Raw genomic sequence first — 20,336 nt, 5'->3', positions numbered from 1 at the left:
TCAAACTGTATAAATATGTTTAAGCTGTGTTAAAAGCGGTAAAAGACTAGTATGCATGAAACAAACATTGAACAAAAGTGATACAAAAAACAAAGGAGGCAACAAAAATGGATAGCAGACATATGGTTGATGACGAACGCAATGTAGACACAAGCAAGGTGGAGGAAACAGCAAGCCGAATGAGTGAGAGCAAAAAGGACGAAATTTTATCGAACTTCGAAGAGTTTAAAAGCTACCTGCACAGCAAAGTACAGATTGGTGAAAAAATGGGCATGAGTGAAGAAACGCTCGCAAAAACAGCTGAGAAAGTAGCAGATTACTTAGCAGACCATGAGGAGCCACGCAACTCAGAAGAGAACCTTTTAAAAGAGCTGTGGAAAGTCGGGGAACAAGAAGAGCGCCATAAGCTGGCTCATATGCTAGTAAAGCTTGTAAAGTAAATGATTTTTCAAGAAAAGCTGCTTGGTAAACGAGCAGCTTTTTTCTTTAGGTTTTTTTTTTCTAAATAATGTTACCTAAAAGATTGTTGTTTGTGTTCGTTTTGTATTCTTCATTGACAAGTTGATTGGAGTGCAAGGTGCGAGACTCCTGCGGGATGAGTGGGACAGGTGAGACTCCTAACAGCGCAAAGTGCTAGGAGGCTCACCGCACACCCCGCGGAAAGCGAGCATCCTGGAGCGCAAATCACCCACTTTCAAGAGCGACGAAGATTCCTTTTAGTTCACAAAGCCTTCAAATAATCCCCCAATGTTTGAAAGTGGTTTAATACAAGTCGAAAAAGTGAAAACTTACCTTAAAACAAAGGCAGAAGATGAGGAGATCTTTATGTTACGAGAACTGGCCAACAAACTACCCTTTCCAATACTGCCATTACTCTATATATTGGGCGGGCTAGCTCTTTCGTTTTTTTCTTTAAACGTGTTTTTCGAGTTGTCAGAAGACTTGATGGAAGATGAGCGTTTTCAATTTGATCAAGTCATAATAGAATACGTTTCAAACATAAGAAACGATACGTTAACTGGATTTATGAAATTTATTACCTTTTTAGGATCTATTAATGTTCTTACTCTCTTATTAGTGGGAAGTCTTATTTGGCTGATCGCAAAGAGAAAGAATTATTGGGGTGCTATTTTTTATTTAGTGGCAGTAGCAGGTGGCGGCCTACTAAATCTTGGTTTAAAGCATTGGTTTGGAAGAATACGTCCTGAAAATAGTTTAATTGTGGAACAAGGATTCAGCTATCCGAGCGGACATGCTATGGGGAGTTTAATTTATTATGGTTTTCTCGGATATTTGGTTGTGAGAAGCAGAAGGAGTAAGACTCTTAAAGTAATCCTGGCGGTTGGTTTTATTACAACCATTGTGCTGATCGGTTTTAGCCGAATTTATTTAGGGGTTCATTATCCATCCGATGTGTTAGCTGGTTTTTCAGCAGGAACGGTATGGCTGTTTATATGTATCGGTGGCAGAGAATCGATTAGAGCTTATCAAAAAAGGACGCTTCCTTTTTTTAAAAGGAAACATCCCCAATAAGGGCAGTCAGTTGTTTTTTCAGACATTTTACGACTGCAGGTGTTTCATGTTCGCGCTCCCCGTCACAGTCAATAAGCTGTTGGGGAGCCGTTTTTATGTGGATTTCTGAGCTTTGAAAATAGTGATAGCCTTGTCCTTCCTTCGATGTGTCAGATAAACGATTTTGAAGAACATCCCAAATAAATGAAATGGAGGGTTCTTCAATCAGTAAGCAATCAAGCATGCCGTCTTGTATATCCGTATCTGGAAAAAAAGGTCTTATGCCTCCAGTGAAAGGGCCGTTAACCGCAAGAAACATCGCAGCATTCCCGTTGAATTGAAATTCTTTAGATTCTATTGAAATCTCGAAGGGCTCCCATGTTTGAAAGGATTTAGCAGCTGATAAATAATAGGAAAGCCTGCCGAATTTTTCTTTTGTATCAGGATCAATGGATTCTGAAACGTGAGTAATCAGGCCAATTCCCCAAAAATTCGTAAAAAAATGACCGTTGAATTCACCAACATCAATTCCCTGAATTCTTTTTTCACTCAGTTGTGCCGCAGCTTTCACAGGATTTTGGTTCATCCCTAAAGCCCTTGAAAAATCATTGCACGTTCCGCCAGGTAATATTCCGAATGCTGGCGGATTTTCTTTTACCGACAATACCGCTTCAGCAATTTCATGGACAGTACCATCCCCGCCTGCTGCAATTATGAGATCTGTTTCTTGATGAAGTTGCTGGACGTATGAAGCGCCTTCTCCAGGGGCGGTCGTTTCGTAAACTTGAACATCTTCAAAACCATTCTTTAATTCGGTAAGAACAGCATTCCATTGATTCAGAAGCCGCCCTTGACCAGCCGCTGGATTAAGGATGACGGAAACTCGTTTTAATGATGAAGGATTCGTATTCATTGTACGACCATGTATTCTTTTACGAATGACTTTCCACTAAAGAGTGTTTCAGGCAGGCCTTTTGAAGTGCCTCTATTTTTGTGAGCCTCTTCATAAGCTTTTGACTGCTGCCAATTCATAAAGTCAGCATGCGATTTCCAAAGCGTCAGAACGATGTATGGATCTTGATGAAGCGGGCGGAGAATTCGAATGCCGTTAAATCCAGGCTCACTTTCAACAAGCCCTGCACGGTTTTGAAACCGTTCTTCAAACAGAGCTCTGCCTTCATCTGAAACCGGAATATGGTTCATAACGACGAAACCAGCCCCCGTTAAAGATCCTCTTTGGTTAATAACTTCATACTCATGTTGTTCCGTAAATGGATTTTTTCCGTCTGTTTCAAAAAGAAGAGCGGAATTGGAATCACCTTCTAGCAGGATAGCTTGGTCGTATTTCTCTTGATAGGTCGCTAAATAGTCTGTAGTCCCATATGTAATGTATATTTTCATGCGGATCCCTGCCTTTTTATTAATTTACCTATGTTTTACCCAACCGTTCAGCACATTAAACAGTGTAAGAATGTGGTTACTTGTAATATACTTTCCAACTGAGGGAAAATTATATAAAATGTACTTTTCGACCTAGAATGAAATGAGGGTTGGTTATGGTAAAGAAAAGTCTCATCGCACTCGGTGTATTAATAGGTTCGCTAATCATTGGTTTTTTTGCGTACTTATTTATTATTTTGGCCGGAGATTATGTAATAGATGAAAAAGCTCTTGTTATGGATTCTGCGACACTTCTCGTAACAGAAGATGGAGATAAAATAACAAAGATTTATGATGAGAACCGTGAAATTGTCAGTATAGAAGACATCCCTAAACATGTACAAGAAGCGTTTGTCGCCGTAGAGGATAGCCGTTTTTATAAACATAACGGCATTGATGTTAAAGCGATTTCCCGTGCGATCTATAAGGACATTTTAGCTGGAGGCAAAGTTGAGGGAGGAAGTACAATCACCCAGCAGCTTGCAAAGAACGTCTTTTTATCACACGAGAAGTCGTGGTTTCGAAAGACGAAGGAAGCTGTTATTGCTATAAATCTAGAAAGAAGATATCCAAAAGATAAAATCTTAGAGATGTATTTGAATCAAATCTATTTCGGACATGGAGCGTACGGGATCCAGCTCGCGGCGAAAACGTATTTTAATAAGGATGTAAGTGACTTAACTGTAGCTGAAGGAGCGATGCTTGCCGGACTTCCGAAAGCACCAAATTATTATTCTCCGCTCAAACATCCTAAGGAAGCAAAAGATCGCCGTGATCTTGTTCTTGCATTAATGGAGAAACAAGATTATCTTTCACCTTCAGAAACTGTTAGGGCACAAGGGAAAACGATCGCACTTGATTTTCAGCAAGAAGAACGTAATCCCGCGTATACAACGTATATTGATATGGTAATTAAAGAAGCGAAAGATAAGTACCAGCTTTCTAGAGAAGAACTGAGACAGGGCGGCTACAAAATTGTGGTACCAATGAATCCATCAGCACAAGATGCGGTGTATAAAAGTTTTCAAAACGGCCAGTATTTTGTCGGTACGGGCCAAGAAAAACCTGAAGGCGCGATGGTTCTCATGAATGGTAAAACCGGCGGACTGATTGCCGTTCAAGGCGGACGGAATTATGTAACTGAAGGGCTGAACCGTGTAGAAGTTAATCGTCAGCCAGGCTCTACCTTTAAGCCATTATCTGTTTATGGACCAGCATTGGAATCAGAAAAATACAAACCATATTCTATGCTAAGAGACGAGGAATTAAGCTATAACGGTTATGAACCGAAAAATTATAATGACAGATATGAGGGTGAAGTGTCGATGGTTGATGCCATTTCCCATTCGGTGAATTCATCTGCTGTTTGGCTGTTAAATGAAATCGGAATTTCAGACTCGAAAAATTATTTAGACCAGCTCGGAATGCCGATTGAGGATAAGGGACTTGGAATCGCACTCGGCGGTATTGATCAAGGGGTAAGTCCTCTTCAGATGGTAAAAGGGTATCGTAGTTTTCTACATGAAGGCAAAACGGTAGAACCTTTTGTGATCAGTAAAATTTATAACAATGAAGGCGAGCTGATCGGTAAAGCGAAGCGTGAAGAAGAGAAAGTGTGGAAAAAACAAAACGCGTGGTACATGACCCGCATGCTTCAGCAGGTGGTGAAGAACGGTACGGGATCAGATGGACCTGAAAATATGGAGATTGCAGGTAAAACAGGAACGACAAACTATCCGAACGTTGAAAAAGGAAATAAAGATACATGGTTTGTGGGCTATACTCCTGAAGTCGTTGGTGCGGTTTGGATTGGATATGACCGTACAACGAAAGACGCATACTTGAACAGCGGAAGCGCCCTTCCTACGCTTTTATTTAAACAAGTGATTAATGGAATGCCGTCTCAACAGGGATTATCGTTTAAAAAGCCTGATGGGGTGAAGGACTTAGAGCCTCCGATTGAATTGATAGAGATTGGCGACCTGCGTGCAACGTTTGGAATGGGTGATTATGGAATGCCTTCGGTTAAGCTGAACTGGACACCATCTAAAGATAAGCGGCTGCAGTATAAAGTGTACGCGGTAAACGAAGGAGAGACGACCCTTTTAGATACTTTAAAAGGCAAGGGAGAATACACGGCATCAGGTAAGAACTTGTTTACCCTTCCTGACTTTTACGTAGTACCTTATAACCCTCTGACCAAGCAAGAAGGTAAGCCTTCGAATGTTGTATCAATCTCGCTTTTCCCGGGTTTTGGTGATGAAGATAAAAAAGACGCAAAGCAAAAAGGTAAGCATGGTAAAGGGAAAGAGAAGAAGAAGAAAAAGAAGAATGATTAAAATGTGTAAGATGGCTGTGGTTAGCCATCTTCTTTTTTTACATATATAACGACAAGTCTATTCATCTTTGTGAGCGCTCGGTGAAAGCACACTCTTTGCACTCCAATCACATCAATGAAGAAAATGAACAAATGAACCAAATGCAATATTCTTTTGGATAAGATCCTTAAATAAAAGAGCAAGTAAAAAAGCTAGGCTGTGAGAGCCTAGCTTTTTTACTTCACTCTAGGAAGCTACATCAATCTCCAAAGGGGCTTTTTACTTCAACTGTGAAAGGCACGTTTGCCCCTGTGTAAAGTCCTGCATAAATATAGGATGTTCCGCCTGGTACTACGCCTGATTCATTTGCACCAGCTGTTGCAATACTGCTGATCAGATTAAATGAAGAGTCATAGAAATAAATATCCAGATCGTGTGCGCCACCATCCGGACCCGACACTGTAAAATTGTGAAGCCCGTCGCGGTATTGTTCTGGAAGACTTACTACATATCCATCCACCCCTTGTGAAGCGGGCTCGGGATTTTGAGTGGCAACAAATTCGTTTTGTGTCACACTTCCTGTGGCATTCAAGTCAGCCAAACTTCCGATGCCTGTAGCTGGGTTTCCGGAAAGTATGACACCTTCCGCCTTAAAAGGTTCAGTTACGACTGGAGGCAATGCTGAAACCTTTGACGACCGTTCTGAAAATACCTGAACTTCAGCCACTTGAACATATCCTAATGAGTTATCCTGAGCACTATTAGCGATGAATTTCACGAAATTTGCATTTACCGGTTCTGCCAGCTCAAAGGTTTTATAATGCAGATCAGGTGTTGCAGGCCGAGGTTTGCCTGCTGTAAATGTGCCGTCTTTTACTGTTGTCCAGGTCTTACCGTCTAGTGACGTTTGAACAGTAAAATCTTTTAAAGTTGAGAAACGGGCTTTTGCTATGTCTTTAAACGCACTGACTTGAACACTGGATACAGAAGCTGGTTTGTCTCCAACTAAATCGACGACGAACTCGGATCCAGTAAATCCTTCTTCTTTCGTTTGTGAGGAGAAGACCGTCGCTTCCGTATCATCTAGTGCATTTTTTGCAGGATGTGTATCCGTTTCATCGGTTATAGAAACAAGCTCAGCGCCATTTGCTGCTGAAGCAAGGTTAGGAGAAAGGTTTACATTTAAGGATTCAATCTCGCCGGCGGTAATCGCTACATCTTTAAACGTTGTAGAACCAAAACCTCGAGCTTGGATGGTCACATCATATGTTCCTGAAACCATTGGCAGGCTAAATCCTCCTTTATCGCTTGATGTAGCTACAGGACTTGTGCGTGCTTCATATTGCCCGATGATAATTTTTGCTTCCTTTATCGGTTTGTTGGTTGAAGCATTAATAATCTTTCCTGCAAGCATACCGTTTTGTCCTGAAACAGGATGGTCATAAGCCGGTGAGGGATCTGTGTCATCACCTGATTGTGATTTTGCCGAAGCGCCAAGTCCGCGCTGTGAAAAAGCCTTCCACAGCAAATCATAATGTTCGCCGCCATATCGGTCTTGATCAGCGGCAATTATGGCTGTGCGCATGTCATCCATTGATGGATCCGGTGCTGAGATCGGCATAGCGTCCATTACGATGTGTTCTGCAACTGCTTCACCCTTTTCATTTCCGAGCTCGGCTATTAAGCTTTCTCTTACGTGCCATAGAATGGCTGCCCATATTTCACCATCAGCGTGTACTTCTGGTCCTACGATATCAAAACCGATATCACCAAAATGCAGAGGAGCATCGTCAAGCGCCCAGCTGCGGATACCGCGGTCTGGATTTCCTGTAACATATGCACCAACAACAGGGTCTTTCTGAAGACCGTTCTTCACAAGATAATGCATGCCGAACCAATCACCCCAAGCTTCACCCATTGAGCCTGCCTGATGGCTGTTGAGAGATTCGCCCCCTGCTACATAACGATTGGAAAGGGCATGGCTGTATTCGTGATAGATGATTCCTGCATCAAAATCGCCATCTGTATATTCGCCTTCAAATGCACCTTTAATCGGTTCCCATAAAAACATACCGCTCCAGGCAGGAATTCCATCAGGTAGTGTTAACATATAAGCATTGTCACGGCCGGTATAAGTTGGTTCTCCACCTGAAGCTGCACCTGCTTGTACAAGTCCTAATATTGGGTCGCCGTCCATGCCGCCTTTACCAAAGTTCGCAGCTTGGAGGTTTCCGGCGGATTCTGTCCACCCAAGTTTATAAAAGTAATCGTGGAACAGATTGTGATGGTAGAACAGATTTGTAGAAGCGCTGTCTGCATCTTCTGCATAAGAAGGCGGGAAAATCTGGCCGTGTGTCTCATTCCATGTGTTTTTAAACGCATATTTAAACTTGCCTAGGGGATTCACAGGTCTAACTAGTCCAGCGCCTTCTGGAACGAGGAAGTTGCTCCAGTTTACATAGGTGTCTGCATTATTACCGAGTGTTGTAACCCCTGCGTCATTTGCTGGTAAAAGCCAGCCTTGTGGAGAAGCAGCCGGATCACCTTTAAAGGACTTTAATACCTGGGTTCCGCCAGATGCAGCTCCCGGGTAATTTTCAAAGATCAGCCCTTCAGGATCAAGATTCTGAACGAGAGAGCGTTCAAACAGCGTCTCGCCTGTTACTCCATCTACCACTGCTTCTTTACCTTTGTTCAATTGTTCAATAAATAGTACGCGGTATGCTGGCCTGACTCCATCAGGTGTAACAAAAGATGATTTTTTCACACGCTGAACGGTTGGGAGGGATTCGCCAGCCGCATATTCTTCCCATCCATGCTTTGTACCCGTTAAAGAAGGTGCATAACTTAAGTTCGGTAGATGTTCTTTTACTACAGATAAAAGAGCATCCTTGCTTGATAGTTTGTGTGCTTCATCGAGTTTGGAAGCCCTTGAAGTATTGGAGGCAACGGAGAGGATGCGTCCTTCTTTATTAACGGAAACGATGATTCGCCCTCCATTTGCTGATTCAATTCCAGAGAACGTTTGCTGAAACACAACTGTCTGAAGACCGCTTCCTGGGATTTTGTGATTCTTGATCATTGAAAGAGAATCTGCTTGTTCAGAGGTAAGGCCAAAGACTTGAGCATTGGATTTCAGCCAGTTGCGTGCAATGGTTTCACTATTATAGTTTGAAGGAGAGGTTAAATACCCTTTACTTTTAGTTATAAAAGAAGGTGTGCCGAATGTTGAATTCCAAGAAATTTTTGTGCCTAATCCTGAAGATTGAATCAGTTCATTTGCCGCTTGAATCTGTGTATCTGAGGGCATAACAGCAGGCAAATCTTTTCGGATATCAAAGGCTTCATGCTGATGTTCATCAGCTTTTTTTGAAAGCTCGTTTGATGATAAAGCATTAACGGGGAGGCTGTTACCTCCTAACAGTTGGGAGGCCAGCAGCGTTGAACTAAATACCGTTCCAGCTAAAATTTTTTTATTTAAAGGCATTGCACTCACTCCTTTATTGAATTTTCTGACTATTATTACCGTTATTAAACAATTGAACATAAGTCGAGTCAATGACTTAGCAGAAAGATAGTGCTTTCCCTCATGAAATTTGGACGCAAGTTGTAGGTCTGGCATACAACTAAGGATATAGGCAGGTTAAAAAACCTTCCATTTTGCCAAAATCATGACAATTGAGCTTATTGCCTATACTTTTATTATGAATTCCCTTACAATGTGTATGGATATTGACGTTAAAGGTTTTAAGTTTCAGTGGCTAGGAGATAACAATAGTGCTGCAAGCTTTTGGTCTTGGATAGAAAGGTGTGTACGTTTTGACAATGAATGAAGAGTTTTTAAAAGCGTGTCGTAAGGAGAAAAATTCACATATTCCTGTATGGTACATGAGACAGGCGGGCCGTTCCCAGCCAGAGTACCGTAAATTGAAAGAGAAGTATTCACTATTTGAAATCACACATAGACCAGAGATATGCGCTGGCGTTACGAAGCTCCCTGTAGATCAGCATGGAGTGGATGCTGCCATTCTTTACAAAGATATTATGTCTCCTGTTCCTGCAATTGGCGTGGATGTAGAGATCAAATCAGGAATTGGACCAGTGATTGATAAGCCTGTTCGAACACGTGAAGACGTGGAACGTTTAGGAACGATCAACCCTGAAAAAGACGTACCATATGTTTTGGATACAATTAAGATTTTACGTCAGCAGTTAGAAGTGCCTCTTATTACGTTTGCAGGTGCTCCTTTTACACTTGCGAGCTATATGGTTGAAGGAGGACCTTCACGCGATTATCATAAAACTAAGCAGCTGATGTACTCAGATCCTGAAAGCTGGTTCATGCTGATGGACAAGCTTGGCGATATGACGATTGCATATGCAAAAGCACAAATCGCTGCTGGCGCACAAGCTTTCCAGATTTTCGATTCATGGGTAGGTGCGTTGAATGCACAGGATTACGCAAAATACATCATGCCTGTTATGGATAGAATCTTCTCCGAACTTCGAGGAGAAGGAGTGCCTTTAATTCTTTATGGAACAGGCGCTCGCCATTTAGTAATGGAGTGGAACGAGCTTCCGATTGATGTGATCGGACTCGACTGGAGACTATCACCAAGAGAGGCTCGTCAGATGGGTGTTACGAAGGCGCTTCAAGGAAACTTGGATCCTTCTATTCTATTGGCACCGTGGGAAGTAATTGAAGCACGTACGAAAGAAATTTTGGATGAAGGTATGGAAGAACCAGGATTTATCTTCAATGTGGGTAAGGGTATCTTCCCAGAAGTAAACATTGCGACATTAAAACAACTGACCACCTTTGTCCATGAATATACGTCTAATAAACTAGGGTGATGAAGAGTGAGTAATAAAAAAACAGGAATACTCGTGATGGCGTACGGCACGCCAAGAAGTCTTGATGAAGTAGAGAGCTATTACACACATATAAGACGAGGACGTAAGCCATCTCCTGAACAGCTCCAAGAACTAACTGAACGATACGAGCAGATCGGCGGGATTTCACCGCTTGCTAAGATTACAGAAGAGCAAGCTCAGAGAATTGAAGAAGAAGTGAACCGCCGCTTTTCTGACCGCGAGTTTAAGAGCTATCTTGGATTGAAGCATATTGATCCATTTATTGAAGATGCTGTGCACCAGATGAAAGAAGATGGTGTTGAAGAAGCAGTGACTTTAGTTCTTGCTCCTCACTATTCAACGTTCAGTGTAAAGTCATACAACGGACGTGCGGTAGAAGAGTCTGCGAAAATTGGCGGTCCGTCATTTGTAACCATTGATAGCTGGTATGACGAACCAAAATATGTTCAATATTGGGCAGACGGCATTAAACAAACGTTTAATACAATTCCTGAAAATGAGCATGACAAAACTGTTGTGATCTTCTCTGCTCATAGTCTTCCAGAAAAGATTCTTCAAATGGGAGATCCGTATCCGGCGCAGCTTCAGGAAACAGCTGATCTCATTGCGAAAGAAGCGGATGTTCCTCACTATACGATCGGTTGGCAGAGTGCGGGGAACACACCTGAACCGTGGATCGGACCAGACGTTCAGGATTTAACGAGAGATCTTTTTAACGAGCATGGCTATAAGCATTTTATCTATTGTCCAGTAGGTTTTGTTGCTGATCATTTAGAAGTTTTATATGACAATGACTATGAGTGTAAAGTAGTCACGGATGAGTTAGGAGTTAACTATTATCGCCCTGAAATGCCGAACGCAAAGCTTAAGTTTATCGATTGTTTGGCAACGGTAATTGAAAACGCACTAGCAAAAGAAAGAATGTGACAGATATGAGCGAGCGAAAGCACGTTATTATATTGGGCGGCGGCATAACAGGTTTAGCCGCTGCCTTTTATGTTCAGAAATATGCTAATGAAACAGGGAAGCCATTAACCTTTACTTTACTTGAAGGAAGCGAACGTCTTGGCGGAAAAATCGATACGATTAGAGAAGATGGCTATGTTCTAGAACGCGGTCCGGATTCTTATCTTGCTAGAAAAACAGTTATGACAGATCTCATTAATGATGTGGGTCTAGCTGATGAACTTGTGTCGAACGAAACAGGTCAGGCGTACATTTTGCATAACATGAAGCTTCATCCGATTCCAGAAGGAGCTGTGATGGGGATTCCGACAAAAGTAATGCCATTTGCGTTTACACCGCTTTTTTCCGCAGCAGGAAAAGCAAGAGCGGGATTAGATCTTGTCCTGCCTAAACGAAGTGATGCAGATTGTGATATTTCAGTGGGGCATTTCTTCAGACGACGCCTTGGTGATGAAGTGGTTGACCGTCTGATTGAACCTTTATTATCAGGCATCTATGCTGGACGAATTGACCGCCTCAGTTTGCAATCTACTTTTCCGCAATTCGTGGAAACAGAAAAGAAGCATAGAAGTTTGATTTTAGGTATGAAAAAGTCTCAGCCTAAGATTCAGAAAACATCAGTTCCACAAAAGAAAAAAGGTGCTTTTTTAACGCTTAAAGGCGGATTGTCATCATTCATAGAAGCTCTGTCAAAAACCTTGCCTCAAGATCGCATTAAAACAGGAGCTAACGTGCAGAATGTTGTGCGTCTAAAAGATGGAACGTATTCAGTGCAGTTAGAAGACGGTTCATCGGTTATCGGTGATCATGTAATTGTGACAACTCCTTATGGAATCACAAAAAAAATATTTGATGAATCTCTTTTCCCAGCACGTTTTCATGATACAAAGCCTACTTCTGTTGCGACGGTCGCGATGAGTTTTAATGAGGAAGATGTGGACTTCTCCTTAGATGGTACAGGTTTTGTTATTGCTAAAAGTGAAAAGACTTCTATTACCGCTTGTACGTGGACGAGCAGGAAGTGGCCGCATACGACACCTCAAGGCAGTGTAGTACTTCGCTGTTATGTAGGCCGAGCCGAAGATCAGGATATTGTTCACGAAACAGATGAAGTTATTTTAGAAAAAGTATTGAATGACTTGAAAAAGATTATGGGTGTTGATGCGCGTCCGAAGTTTTATCACGTTTCCAGAATGATTGATTCAATGCCGCAATATGAGGTTGGACATAAAGACTACGTAAAAACGCTGCGCAGCACGTTTAACGAAAAGCTTCCTGGTGTGAAACTAGCGGGAGCACCGTACGATGGTGTCGGCCTGCCAGACTGTGTGAACTCGGCTAAAATGGCTGTGGAATCTCTTTTCAAGGGGTAAGGTTGTATGTTCTTAACAGCTTATTTCTTTGAGATTGCAGATCCTTTCTTTAAATGCAAAAAATAAATAAAGGCTCTTTTCTTATGGCTTATCGCTTTTAAGAATGTTTTCTTTTCTTCATAAGCAAGTTGATTGTAGCGTAAGGTGTGAGACTCCTGCGGGACAGGCGGGCAGTCCGAAAAGTGGAAGTGGCTCGTTCAGCCCCGACAAGCAAAAGGTGAATGGATTGGAAGGCGCACTTTGCCTTCTGAGCCATTTAGCTTTTGATCTCGAGGGGCTAGCCACTGCAACTGGACAGGTGAGACACTTAAGAGTGAAACGTACGAAAGTGGCTCACCGCCTGCCCCGCGGAAAGCGAAGCACCTGGAGCGAAAATCAACTTACTTTCAAAATCATCATTGTATGTAAACAATTTAAATTAATAAAGAATTAAACGACAAATGGATATGTTTGTCGTTTTTTATATTTTCTTGTAGAATGTTTCTGCTATACTGAAGAAAGAAAAAAGGGAAGGGGAGCATTATGCAGGCATTTATTGAACCGTTATTTGTGAATATTGCAATCATTTTCTCCTTTACACACCTTCTGAATATGTTCTTTCCCCTTCATCCTGGTGTTATTCCAAGTTATAAAAACCAAGTGATTTTTGGTTTGATCAGTGGAGCAGGAGCACTGGTTTGTATGCTGTTTCCTATTGAAACTCTGCAAGATTCATATTTTGATCTAAGAAATGTACCGATTATGATTGTGACACTTTATGTAGGCTGGCTCCCGGGGGCAATTTGTTCATTGATTGTACTTGTGGCTAGAATCGTTATGGGCGGGGATCTTGTATGGCTTGGAGTTGTATTAATATTCTTGGCCTATGTCATCTGTTTGATCTATCATGGATTTTTTGATCAAGACAAACGAAGATGGATTTCTGCGATGTATATTGCTATTGTTTATACGTTGTTTTATATGTTGTTCATCCACACTTATTTAGATTTTCTGACGATCGATTTTTATTTGGTCTATTTCTCAAGTTTTCTGATCGCATTCTTTTCTTGTATCTTTTTAATTGAAAGACTGGTTAAGATCAATATGCAGTTAAAAGAAACAGTTTATTTAGATAAACTTGCCGTTGCAGGACAGATGGCTGCTGCGATTGCACATGAAGTAAGAAATCCAATGACAACAATCAGAGGGATGATTCAGTTTCTCGGGAGCACAACGACAGATGCTAAACTAAAAGAACATTCTCCTCTTTTGATTGAAGAGCTGGACAGAACGAACAAGATTATCACCGATTATTTGTCTATGGTTAAACCTGATGTTCCAAAGCTTGAAAGAATTACGCTTGAAAAGGTTTTAAAGGATGTTATATCACTTACGGCCCCATACGGTTCGATTAATAATGTGGAACTAACAGCCAGTGAGATCGGCGACTACAAAGTTTGTATTGATGAACCGAAGCTGAAGCAAGGCTTAATCAATATTATAAAAAACGGTGTTGAAGCGATTGAAGAGGGTGGTACGATTCATCTCTATCCTTATAAAGTTACAAAAAAGAATATTACGATTGCGATTGAAGACAATGGTAAAGGTATGACAGAAGAGGAACTTGAACAGATCGGACTCCCTTTTTACACGACAAAAGCAAAAGGTACCGGTCTTGGCATGATGGTAACGTACAAATTGATTCAAGATATGGGTGGCAAACTTCGCTATGAAAGTGCACTTAACGAAGGAACGCGTGTACTGTTAACATTGCCGCTATGTATGAAATCAAGTTCATTGGTTGATGAGGGGGTAGAATAAATGGATCGAAGAAAAAGTATATTAGATGCAGCAGAGCGCTCTTTTTCTATGTTTGGTTACAAAGCAAGTACGGTAGACCAGATCGCGAAGATTGCTAACGTTGGAAAAGGAACAATCTATACTTTTTTCTCTAATAAAGAAGAACTGTTTTCTGAAATTATTACGAACTTGGTAAAAGAAACAAAATTGGCGGCATCTGCTGCAATTAAAGAAGAACGCCCCTTTTATGAAAATCTGCACAATGCTCTTTATGAAGTAATCGAGTTTCGAAAAACGCATCAGTTAGCCGTTAAACTTTCACAAGAAGTTAAAGAGTTAAATACATCGCCCGTAACAGAAGCCCTGCAAAGGATAGAAAAGGCTGTGTTAAGTTTTGTTAAAAAGGAACTCGATAAAGCGGTCGAAAAAGGTGAGATAAAAGAGTGTCCGACAGATATTGTGGCATTTATGATGGTAAAACTTTATATCGCTCTCATTTTTGATTGGGAGCGTGATAATGAGGCTCTTCATAAGGAGAAAATGCTAGAAGTACTTGAGATGTTTGTGATGGATGGATTAAGAAAGTCCTAGTGTTGCATAAGCAGATGAAACGTGATATATTTACTCGTGACCAAATTTCAATTCCGGTCATTTTTCTAAAAGCGGAACGTAAGAGTTCTCTTTTTTTGAAGTAAAATGACCATATGACTGATATAGTCATTTAGTATTTAGGAGGAGTGAAAAATAGTGCTAAAAAGTATCGGAGCTCAATTTAGAGCGGTGTTTTCGAACAGAAAAATCGCAGTACCTGTCTTAGCCGTTCTTTTTATACCTGTGTTATACAGCGGAATGTTTCTATGGGCGTTCTGGGATCCATATGACAAGATGGAAGATCTGCCTGTTGCCGTAGTCAATCAGGATGAGGGGTATGAATATAACGGAGAAAACTTAGCTGTTGGAGATGAGTTTGTTAAAAAGCTGAAAGAGAATCCTCAGTTTAAGTGGAAATTCGTAAGTGAAGAAAAAGCAAAACAAGGACTCGAACATAATGATTATTACATGATGATCGAGATACCAGAAAACTTTTCTGAAGAAGCAACATCATTATCAGGCAGTTCGAATAAAAAGCCTGAAATTATCTATACACCGAACGCAGGATTTAACTTTCTAGCAGCGCAAATTGGTGGAACTGCCGTTGATAAGATGAAAGAAAGCTTATCCAACGAACTCACCAAAACATATGCTGAGGTGATGTTTGATCAAGTCGAGCAGTTAGCCGGCGGTTTAGAGGAAGCTGCAGACGGTTCGAATCAAATAACTGATGGTCTGAAGAAAGCTTCGTCTGGAAGCGGCGAACTTGCAGCGGGTATGGAAGAGAAAACACCAAAGATCAATGAACTTAAAAATGGTGCAGCGACTTTTCAATCAAAAATGACTGAGTTTGATAACGGAGTAGATAAACTTTTAGCTGCTCATAAACAGCTTGCAGCAGGTCAAGGTCAGCTGAGTAATGGCGCACAAGCTTTAAAGAGTGGACTTAGTCAGGCGACTGCAGGATCTGAAAAAATCAAGGACGGCAGTCTTGCATTGCAAGGCGGTGCCGCTAAATTTTCGAATGGCGCGAGTACGCTTGCGGGTTCTGTGAACGAATGGAATGCAGGCGCGCAAAAAGCCACAGCAGGATCAAAACAACTAGAACAACAAATTAAAGCATTGATTCAAAACCAAGAAAACATGTCAGATGAACAGGTTGCTGCTTCTTTAAAACAGCTTGCAGCGGCAAGCAATGAAATTAATAAAGGATTAGATGGTCTAACCGCAGCAACAGGCAAGATTGCTGGAGGTGCTAACGAACTTTCAGCAGGTGCTAAAAAACTGAGTGATTCACAAACAGCTGTGGCACAAGGAGCAGATCAGCTTCATATCGGGCAGCTTAAATTGGTTGGTGGAGTTGATCAGCTTGCGAGCGGTCAAGCAAAAGTAAATGAAGGCACTCAAACATTTCAATCCAAGCTAGGAGAATTAGCTTCTGGTTCACAACAGTTGTTGGCTGCCAGCGGAAAGATTGCAGATGGAACGTCAACGGTTTCATCGGGATGGCAAGAGGTTACAGGTCACGTGAAAGAGATTCACAACGGTGAACAAAAACTTCTTGATGGAAGCGGCAAGCTATCGTCTTCACTTAGTGAAGCAGCAGACAAAACTGGAGAACTTGACCCAGACAGTGAAATGTTTGAAAGAATTGCAAACCCTGTATCTGTAAAAACAAAAACCTTCTCTGATGTTCCTAACTATGGAACAGGTTTTGCTCCATATTTCTTATCGCTAGGGCTTTTCGTAGGGGCATTGTTAATGTCGATCGTATTCCCATTACGTGATAAAGCAGGAGAACCGCGTTCAGGATTCAGCTGGTTCGCTGGTAAGTTTACTTTCTTAGCAGTAGTGGGTGTTGTTCAAGCACTCATTGCCGATGCTGTATTGTTATACGGACTGGACATTGAAGTAAGTAACTTAGGAGCATTTTTCGGACTTAGTATCATTACTAGTTTGACGTTCTTAGCTCTCGTACAATTGCTAGTTACTGTACTAGGTGACCCAGGACGATTTGTAGCGATCATTATCTTGATTCTTCAACTTACAACGAGCGCAGGAACATTCCCGCTTGAACTGATTCCGAACGGTCTTCAAGGCTTTAACATTTGGCTTCCAATGACATATTCGGTTGCAGGCTTTAAAGCGGTGATCTCAAGTGGAGATATGAGCAGCTTCATCTTCAACCTATGGGTTCTAGTAGGGTTTATGGCACTTTGTATGGTTGGAACATGGATCTACTTTGCAAAACAGATTAGAAAAAAGGACGACACGGAAGAAGTAGCAGCAGCATAAATAGTATGAGAACACCTGAAGGGATTGGTATCCTTCAGGTGTTTTTTTGTGCTCGTCCAGCAGCTGATAAGCACGGTGGACGAGCGATTCCAGACTTTTATGAGCGATTCCAGACTTTTATGAGCGATTCCAGACTTTTATGAGCGATTCCAGACTTTTACGAGCGATTCCCAAGAATAAGAATTAAGGTTTGCCAAAGCGCTATTCTCCCCAACGGAAATACTAAACTGCTACTAAACTTTAAACTGATACTTTAAAAAGACGTTTTCAAGTTAGCAAGCAAGGGAAAGATAATAATTGGACATTCTAATGGATGCAGCTTATTTTACATATGACATAAAGGAGAGAAACACACTTGATTACTTTCAAAAACGTAGGGAAAACGTTCCCTGACGGTTTTGAGGCCTTGAAAAACATCGACTTTCAAATTAAACAAGGGGAGTTAGTCGCGTTAATTGGGCCTAGTGGTTGTGGTAAAACAACAACCATGAGAATGATAAACCGTTTAATCGAGCCATCAAAAGGAACGATTATAATTGATGGAGAAGATATTGCAAACCGAAACCCCGTTGAGCTGAGAAGGAATATTGGATACGTGATCCAGCAGATTGGGCTTCTGCCTCACATGACGATTGAAGACAACATTTCGCTTGTCCCGCGTTTAAAAGGGTGGGAAAAAGAAAAATATGATGGCAGAGTAGATGAATTGCTTGATTTAGTAGGCTTAGATCCTAAGACTTTCAGAAAACGTTATCCTTCTGAGCTAAGCGGCGGTCAACAGCAGCGTATCGGCGTTATTCGTGCTCTAGCTGCTGAGCCCCCAATCATCTTAATGGATGAACCATTCTCAGCGCTTGATCCGATCAGCCGTGAACAGCTGCAAGAGGAGCTTGTTAAGCTGCAGGATAAGATTAAGAAAACAATCGTATTCGTAACACACGATATGGATGAGGCTATTAAGATTGCTGACAGAATCGCAATTTTAAATAAAGGTGAGATCATTCAATTTGATACACCAGAAAGAATATTGCGTTATCCTGCAAACGACTTTGTTAAAGGGTTTATTGGAGAAAATCGATTGTCTGCAGAAGATGCATCAATGCCTGAAGCCGTGGATTTAATGAGACCGAATCCGGTTACTGCAAGAGTAACAAGAGGGCTCGCAGAAGCATTAAAGATGATGAAACGATATGGTGTAGACAGTCTTTTGATTACAGATCAGCAAAATAAACTTCTTGGGATTACGACGCTAGAGAAAATTGAGCAGCATTTTCCTGAAGAAGAAAAAACAGTCGGCGACCTTATGGATAAAGATATCATTTCGGTTGATGTATCTGCCACATACACTGAAGTCGCTGAGATTTTCGCAACGAACGGTGTCCACATGATTCCAGTATTAGAAAATGAAAAGCTAGTGGGATTGATTACGAGAGCTTCAATGATGCGTGGACTTGCTGGCCTGAACATTTCCGCACAAAAACCTGTCGAGGGAGGTGCGGGAATTGAATAATTTCTTTGTAACCATGAAAGATACATTCATCAACAGATGGCCTGAAATTTTAACAGGACTTCAGCAGCACTTATTTTTATCGCTCGTATCGATTCTTATCGCTGCAGCAATTGCAGTCCCGCTGGGGATATTTATTTCAAGACGCAAGCGTGTAGCTGAACCAGTTATCGGAGTTACAGCAATCTTTCAAACGATACCGAGTTTAGCACTATTCGGATTTTTGCTCCCTGTATTCGGAATCGGCAGCACGACGGCAATTATTGCTCTAACGGTTTACGCACTACTGCCAATTTTAAGAAACACATACACAGGGATTACGGGTGTTGATAAATCTGCCGTTGAAGCAGGTAAAGGGATGGGGATGACGAATTCTCAGATTTTACGCATGATTGAACTTCCGCTCGCTTTGCCTATTATCATGGCAGGTCTAAGAACGGCAACAGTATTGACGATTGGTGTTGCTACACTAGCAGCGTTTATTGGAGCTGGTGGACTTGGAGATCTCATCTACAGAGGGCTTTCCACGACACGAAATGAGCTTGTATTAGCAGGAGCTATTCCAGCAGCTTTACTTGCTATTGTATTTGACTTTATCCTTCGACGGATTGAATTAGCAACAGAGCCAAAGGCATCAAAGAAGCGCGGTTCATGGAAACTGCCTGTACTTCTTGGTGTGCCCATCGCGGCGCTTGTTCTTTTCTTTGCACTGCGCGGTGGTGATGAGGATGCTATCGTGATCACAGGTAAGAAGTGGACAGAGCAATATATCCTTCCTTATTTGATTTCTGAATATGTGAAAGATAAGACAGACTATCCTGTCGTTGTTAAAGAAGCAATCGGTGAAACGCCAATCTTAACGGAAGCGATTAAGAAAGGTGACATCGATCTATACGTAGAGTATACGGGTACAGGTTATTTAACGATTTTAAAAGAAAAATATGATCCTAGCATGACGCCTGACGAGATTTATGAGGTTGTAAAAAAAGGTTATGCAAAGGAATACAACTTGAAATGGACAAAGCCACTTGGTTTTGAGAACACGTATGCTGTAGCACTGAATCCTAAGACGGCGAAACAGGTAAATGTTAAAACAATTTCTGAATTAGCACCAAAGTCGAATCAGCTTTCTTTTGGAGGTCCAACTGAGTTTTTCGAACGTGAAGATGGCTACACGCCATTTGTAAAAACATACGGTTTGAACTTCCAAACGAAAAAGAGCTTAGATCCGAACTTAATGTACTCTGCTGTAAAAGAAGGAAAAGTGGATGTCATTCCGGCTTATACGACAGATGGAAGAATCGTCCGCTTTAACTTAAAGACGTTGGAAGACGATAAAAAATTCTTCCCGCCTTATTATGCGGTTCCTATTGTAAGAGAGGATACACTGAAGGAATATCCTAAGCTTGAAGGCGTACTTAATGAGCTTGAAGGAAAGATATCAGAAAAAGACATGGCAGAAATGAACGCAAAAGTAGATCTTGATAAAGAAGATCCGCGTAAAGTAGCCCAAGACTTCCTGAAAAGCAAAGGATTAATTAAATAAAGTGGAAAACTGGACTCTTTAGGGGGTCCAGTTTTTTGTGGTATATGGAATGAAGTCAAAGCTCGGGGTGATTAAGTCCAAATACTAACTAATTAAGTCTAAACATCAACCAATTAAGTCTAAAATCAAAAATA

The 20,336-nt window shown here is 41.4% G+C and carries 16 protein-coding genes; 13 read left to right on the top strand and 3 right to left on the bottom strand.

What is annotated here, in order from left to right:
• The first annotated feature begins 122 nt into the window (after nucleotides 1–122).
• Nucleotides 123–440 (top strand): DUF3243 domain-containing protein, encoded by a 318-nt coding sequence (locus P8610_RS14975; RefSeq protein ID WP_066240096.1) that lies wholly within the window; start codon nucleotides 123–125, stop codon nucleotides 438–440.
• A 385-nt stretch (nucleotides 441–825) separates the two neighbouring features.
• Nucleotides 826–1,533, top strand: coding sequence for a phosphatase PAP2 family protein (locus P8610_RS14970; protein ID WP_394605065.1), 708 nt, complete (start codon nucleotides 826–828; stop codon nucleotides 1,531–1,533).
• Here P8610_RS14970 and P8610_RS14965 read toward each other — a convergent pair.
• Both P8610_RS14965 and P8610_RS14960 read right to left on the bottom strand, forming a co-directional pair.
• A complete protein-coding gene (locus P8610_RS14965) occupies nucleotides 1,511–2,425 on the bottom strand; it encodes a diacylglycerol/lipid kinase family protein (protein ID WP_394605064.1) in 915 nt (304 codons plus the stop codon). The genes P8610_RS14970 and P8610_RS14965 overlap by 23 nt on opposite strands.
• A complete protein-coding gene (locus P8610_RS14960) occupies nucleotides 2,422–2,913 on the bottom strand; it encodes an antibiotic biosynthesis monooxygenase family protein (RefSeq protein ID WP_394605063.1) in 492 nt (163 codons plus the stop codon). The genes P8610_RS14965 and P8610_RS14960 overlap by 4 nt, the downstream gene beginning before the upstream one ends.
• 155 nt (nucleotides 2,914–3,068) lie before the next feature.
• Between P8610_RS14960 and P8610_RS14955 the strand changes: the two genes are divergently transcribed.
• Nucleotides 3,069–5,291, top strand: a complete 2,223-nt coding sequence (locus tag P8610_RS14955; RefSeq protein ID WP_394605062.1) for a transglycosylase domain-containing protein — start codon at nucleotides 3,069–3,071, stop codon at nucleotides 5,289–5,291.
• A gap of 238 nt (nucleotides 5,292–5,529) precedes the next feature.
• Here the strand turns inward: P8610_RS14955 and P8610_RS14950 are convergent, their stop codons facing one another.
• Nucleotides 5,530–8,757 (bottom strand): M36 family metallopeptidase, encoded by a 3,228-nt coding sequence (locus P8610_RS14950; protein WP_394605061.1) that lies wholly within the window; start codon nucleotides 8,755–8,757, stop codon nucleotides 5,530–5,532.
• A 338-nt stretch (nucleotides 8,758–9,095) separates the two neighbouring features.
• Here P8610_RS14950 and hemE point away from each other — a divergent pair, with 338 nt between their 5' ends.
• The 10 genes from hemE to P8610_RS14900 all read left to right on the top strand — a co-directional run bounded on the left by hemE (nucleotide 9,096) and on the right by P8610_RS14900 (nucleotide 20,202).
• Nucleotides 9,096–10,124 carry a uroporphyrinogen decarboxylase gene (gene hemE / locus P8610_RS14945; protein WP_394605092.1) on the top strand — a complete coding sequence of 343 codons (1,029 nt, stop codon included), beginning with the start codon at nucleotides 9,096–9,098 and terminating at the stop codon, nucleotides 10,122–10,124.
• Between the two features lie 6 nt (nucleotides 10,125–10,130).
• Complete coding sequence (gene hemH, locus P8610_RS14940; RefSeq protein WP_394605060.1) at nucleotides 10,131–11,072, top strand: ferrochelatase; 942 nt, start codon at nucleotides 10,131–10,133, stop codon at nucleotides 11,070–11,072.
• 5 nt (nucleotides 11,073–11,077) lie between these two features.
• Nucleotides 11,078–12,484: a protoporphyrinogen oxidase gene (hemY, locus tag P8610_RS14935; protein ID WP_394605059.1), complete on the top strand. Its 1,407-nt coding sequence runs from the start codon at nucleotides 11,078–11,080 to the stop codon at nucleotides 12,482–12,484.
• Nucleotides 12,485–12,710: 226 nt separating this feature from the next.
• On the top strand, nucleotides 12,711–12,917 hold the full coding sequence (locus tag P8610_RS14930; protein WP_394605058.1) for a hypothetical protein: 207 nt from the start codon (nucleotides 12,711–12,713) through the stop codon (nucleotides 12,915–12,917).
• Between the two features lie 89 nt (nucleotides 12,918–13,006).
• Nucleotides 13,007–14,284, top strand: a complete 1,278-nt coding sequence (locus P8610_RS14925) for an ATP-binding protein (protein WP_394605057.1) — start codon at nucleotides 13,007–13,009, stop codon at nucleotides 14,282–14,284.
• On the top strand, nucleotides 14,285–14,854 hold the full coding sequence (locus P8610_RS14920; protein ID WP_394605056.1) for a TetR/AcrR family transcriptional regulator: 570 nt from the start codon (nucleotides 14,285–14,287) through the stop codon (nucleotides 14,852–14,854).
• A 156-nt stretch (nucleotides 14,855–15,010) separates the two neighbouring features.
• A complete protein-coding gene (locus tag P8610_RS14915; protein ID WP_394605055.1) occupies nucleotides 15,011–17,149 on the top strand; it encodes a YhgE/Pip family protein in 2,139 nt (712 codons plus the stop codon).
• Nucleotides 17,150–17,154: 5 nt separating this feature from the next.
• Nucleotides 17,155–17,292, top strand: a complete 138-nt coding sequence (locus P8610_RS14910) for a hypothetical protein (protein ID WP_394605054.1) — start codon at nucleotides 17,155–17,157, stop codon at nucleotides 17,290–17,292.
• A gap of 212 nt (nucleotides 17,293–17,504) precedes the next feature.
• Nucleotides 17,505–18,659: an ABC transporter ATP-binding protein gene (locus tag P8610_RS14905; protein ID WP_394605053.1), complete on the top strand. Its 1,155-nt coding sequence runs from the start codon at nucleotides 17,505–17,507 to the stop codon at nucleotides 18,657–18,659.
• Nucleotides 18,652–20,202: a glycine betaine ABC transporter substrate-binding protein gene (locus P8610_RS14900; RefSeq protein ID WP_394605052.1), complete on the top strand. Its 1,551-nt coding sequence runs from the start codon at nucleotides 18,652–18,654 to the stop codon at nucleotides 20,200–20,202. Before P8610_RS14905 ends, P8610_RS14900 begins: the two co-directional genes overlap by 8 nt.
• Nucleotides 20,203–20,336: the final 134 nt, after the last annotated feature.

Origin of the sequence: Fictibacillus sp. UD (assembly GCF_043558025.1) — a bacterium.
Taxonomy (GTDB): Bacteria; Bacillota; Bacilli; order Bacillales; family Fictibacillaceae; genus Fictibacillus.
Note: the sequence above shows the minus strand (reverse complement) of the source record. Positions and strands in the feature narration are given on the sequence as shown.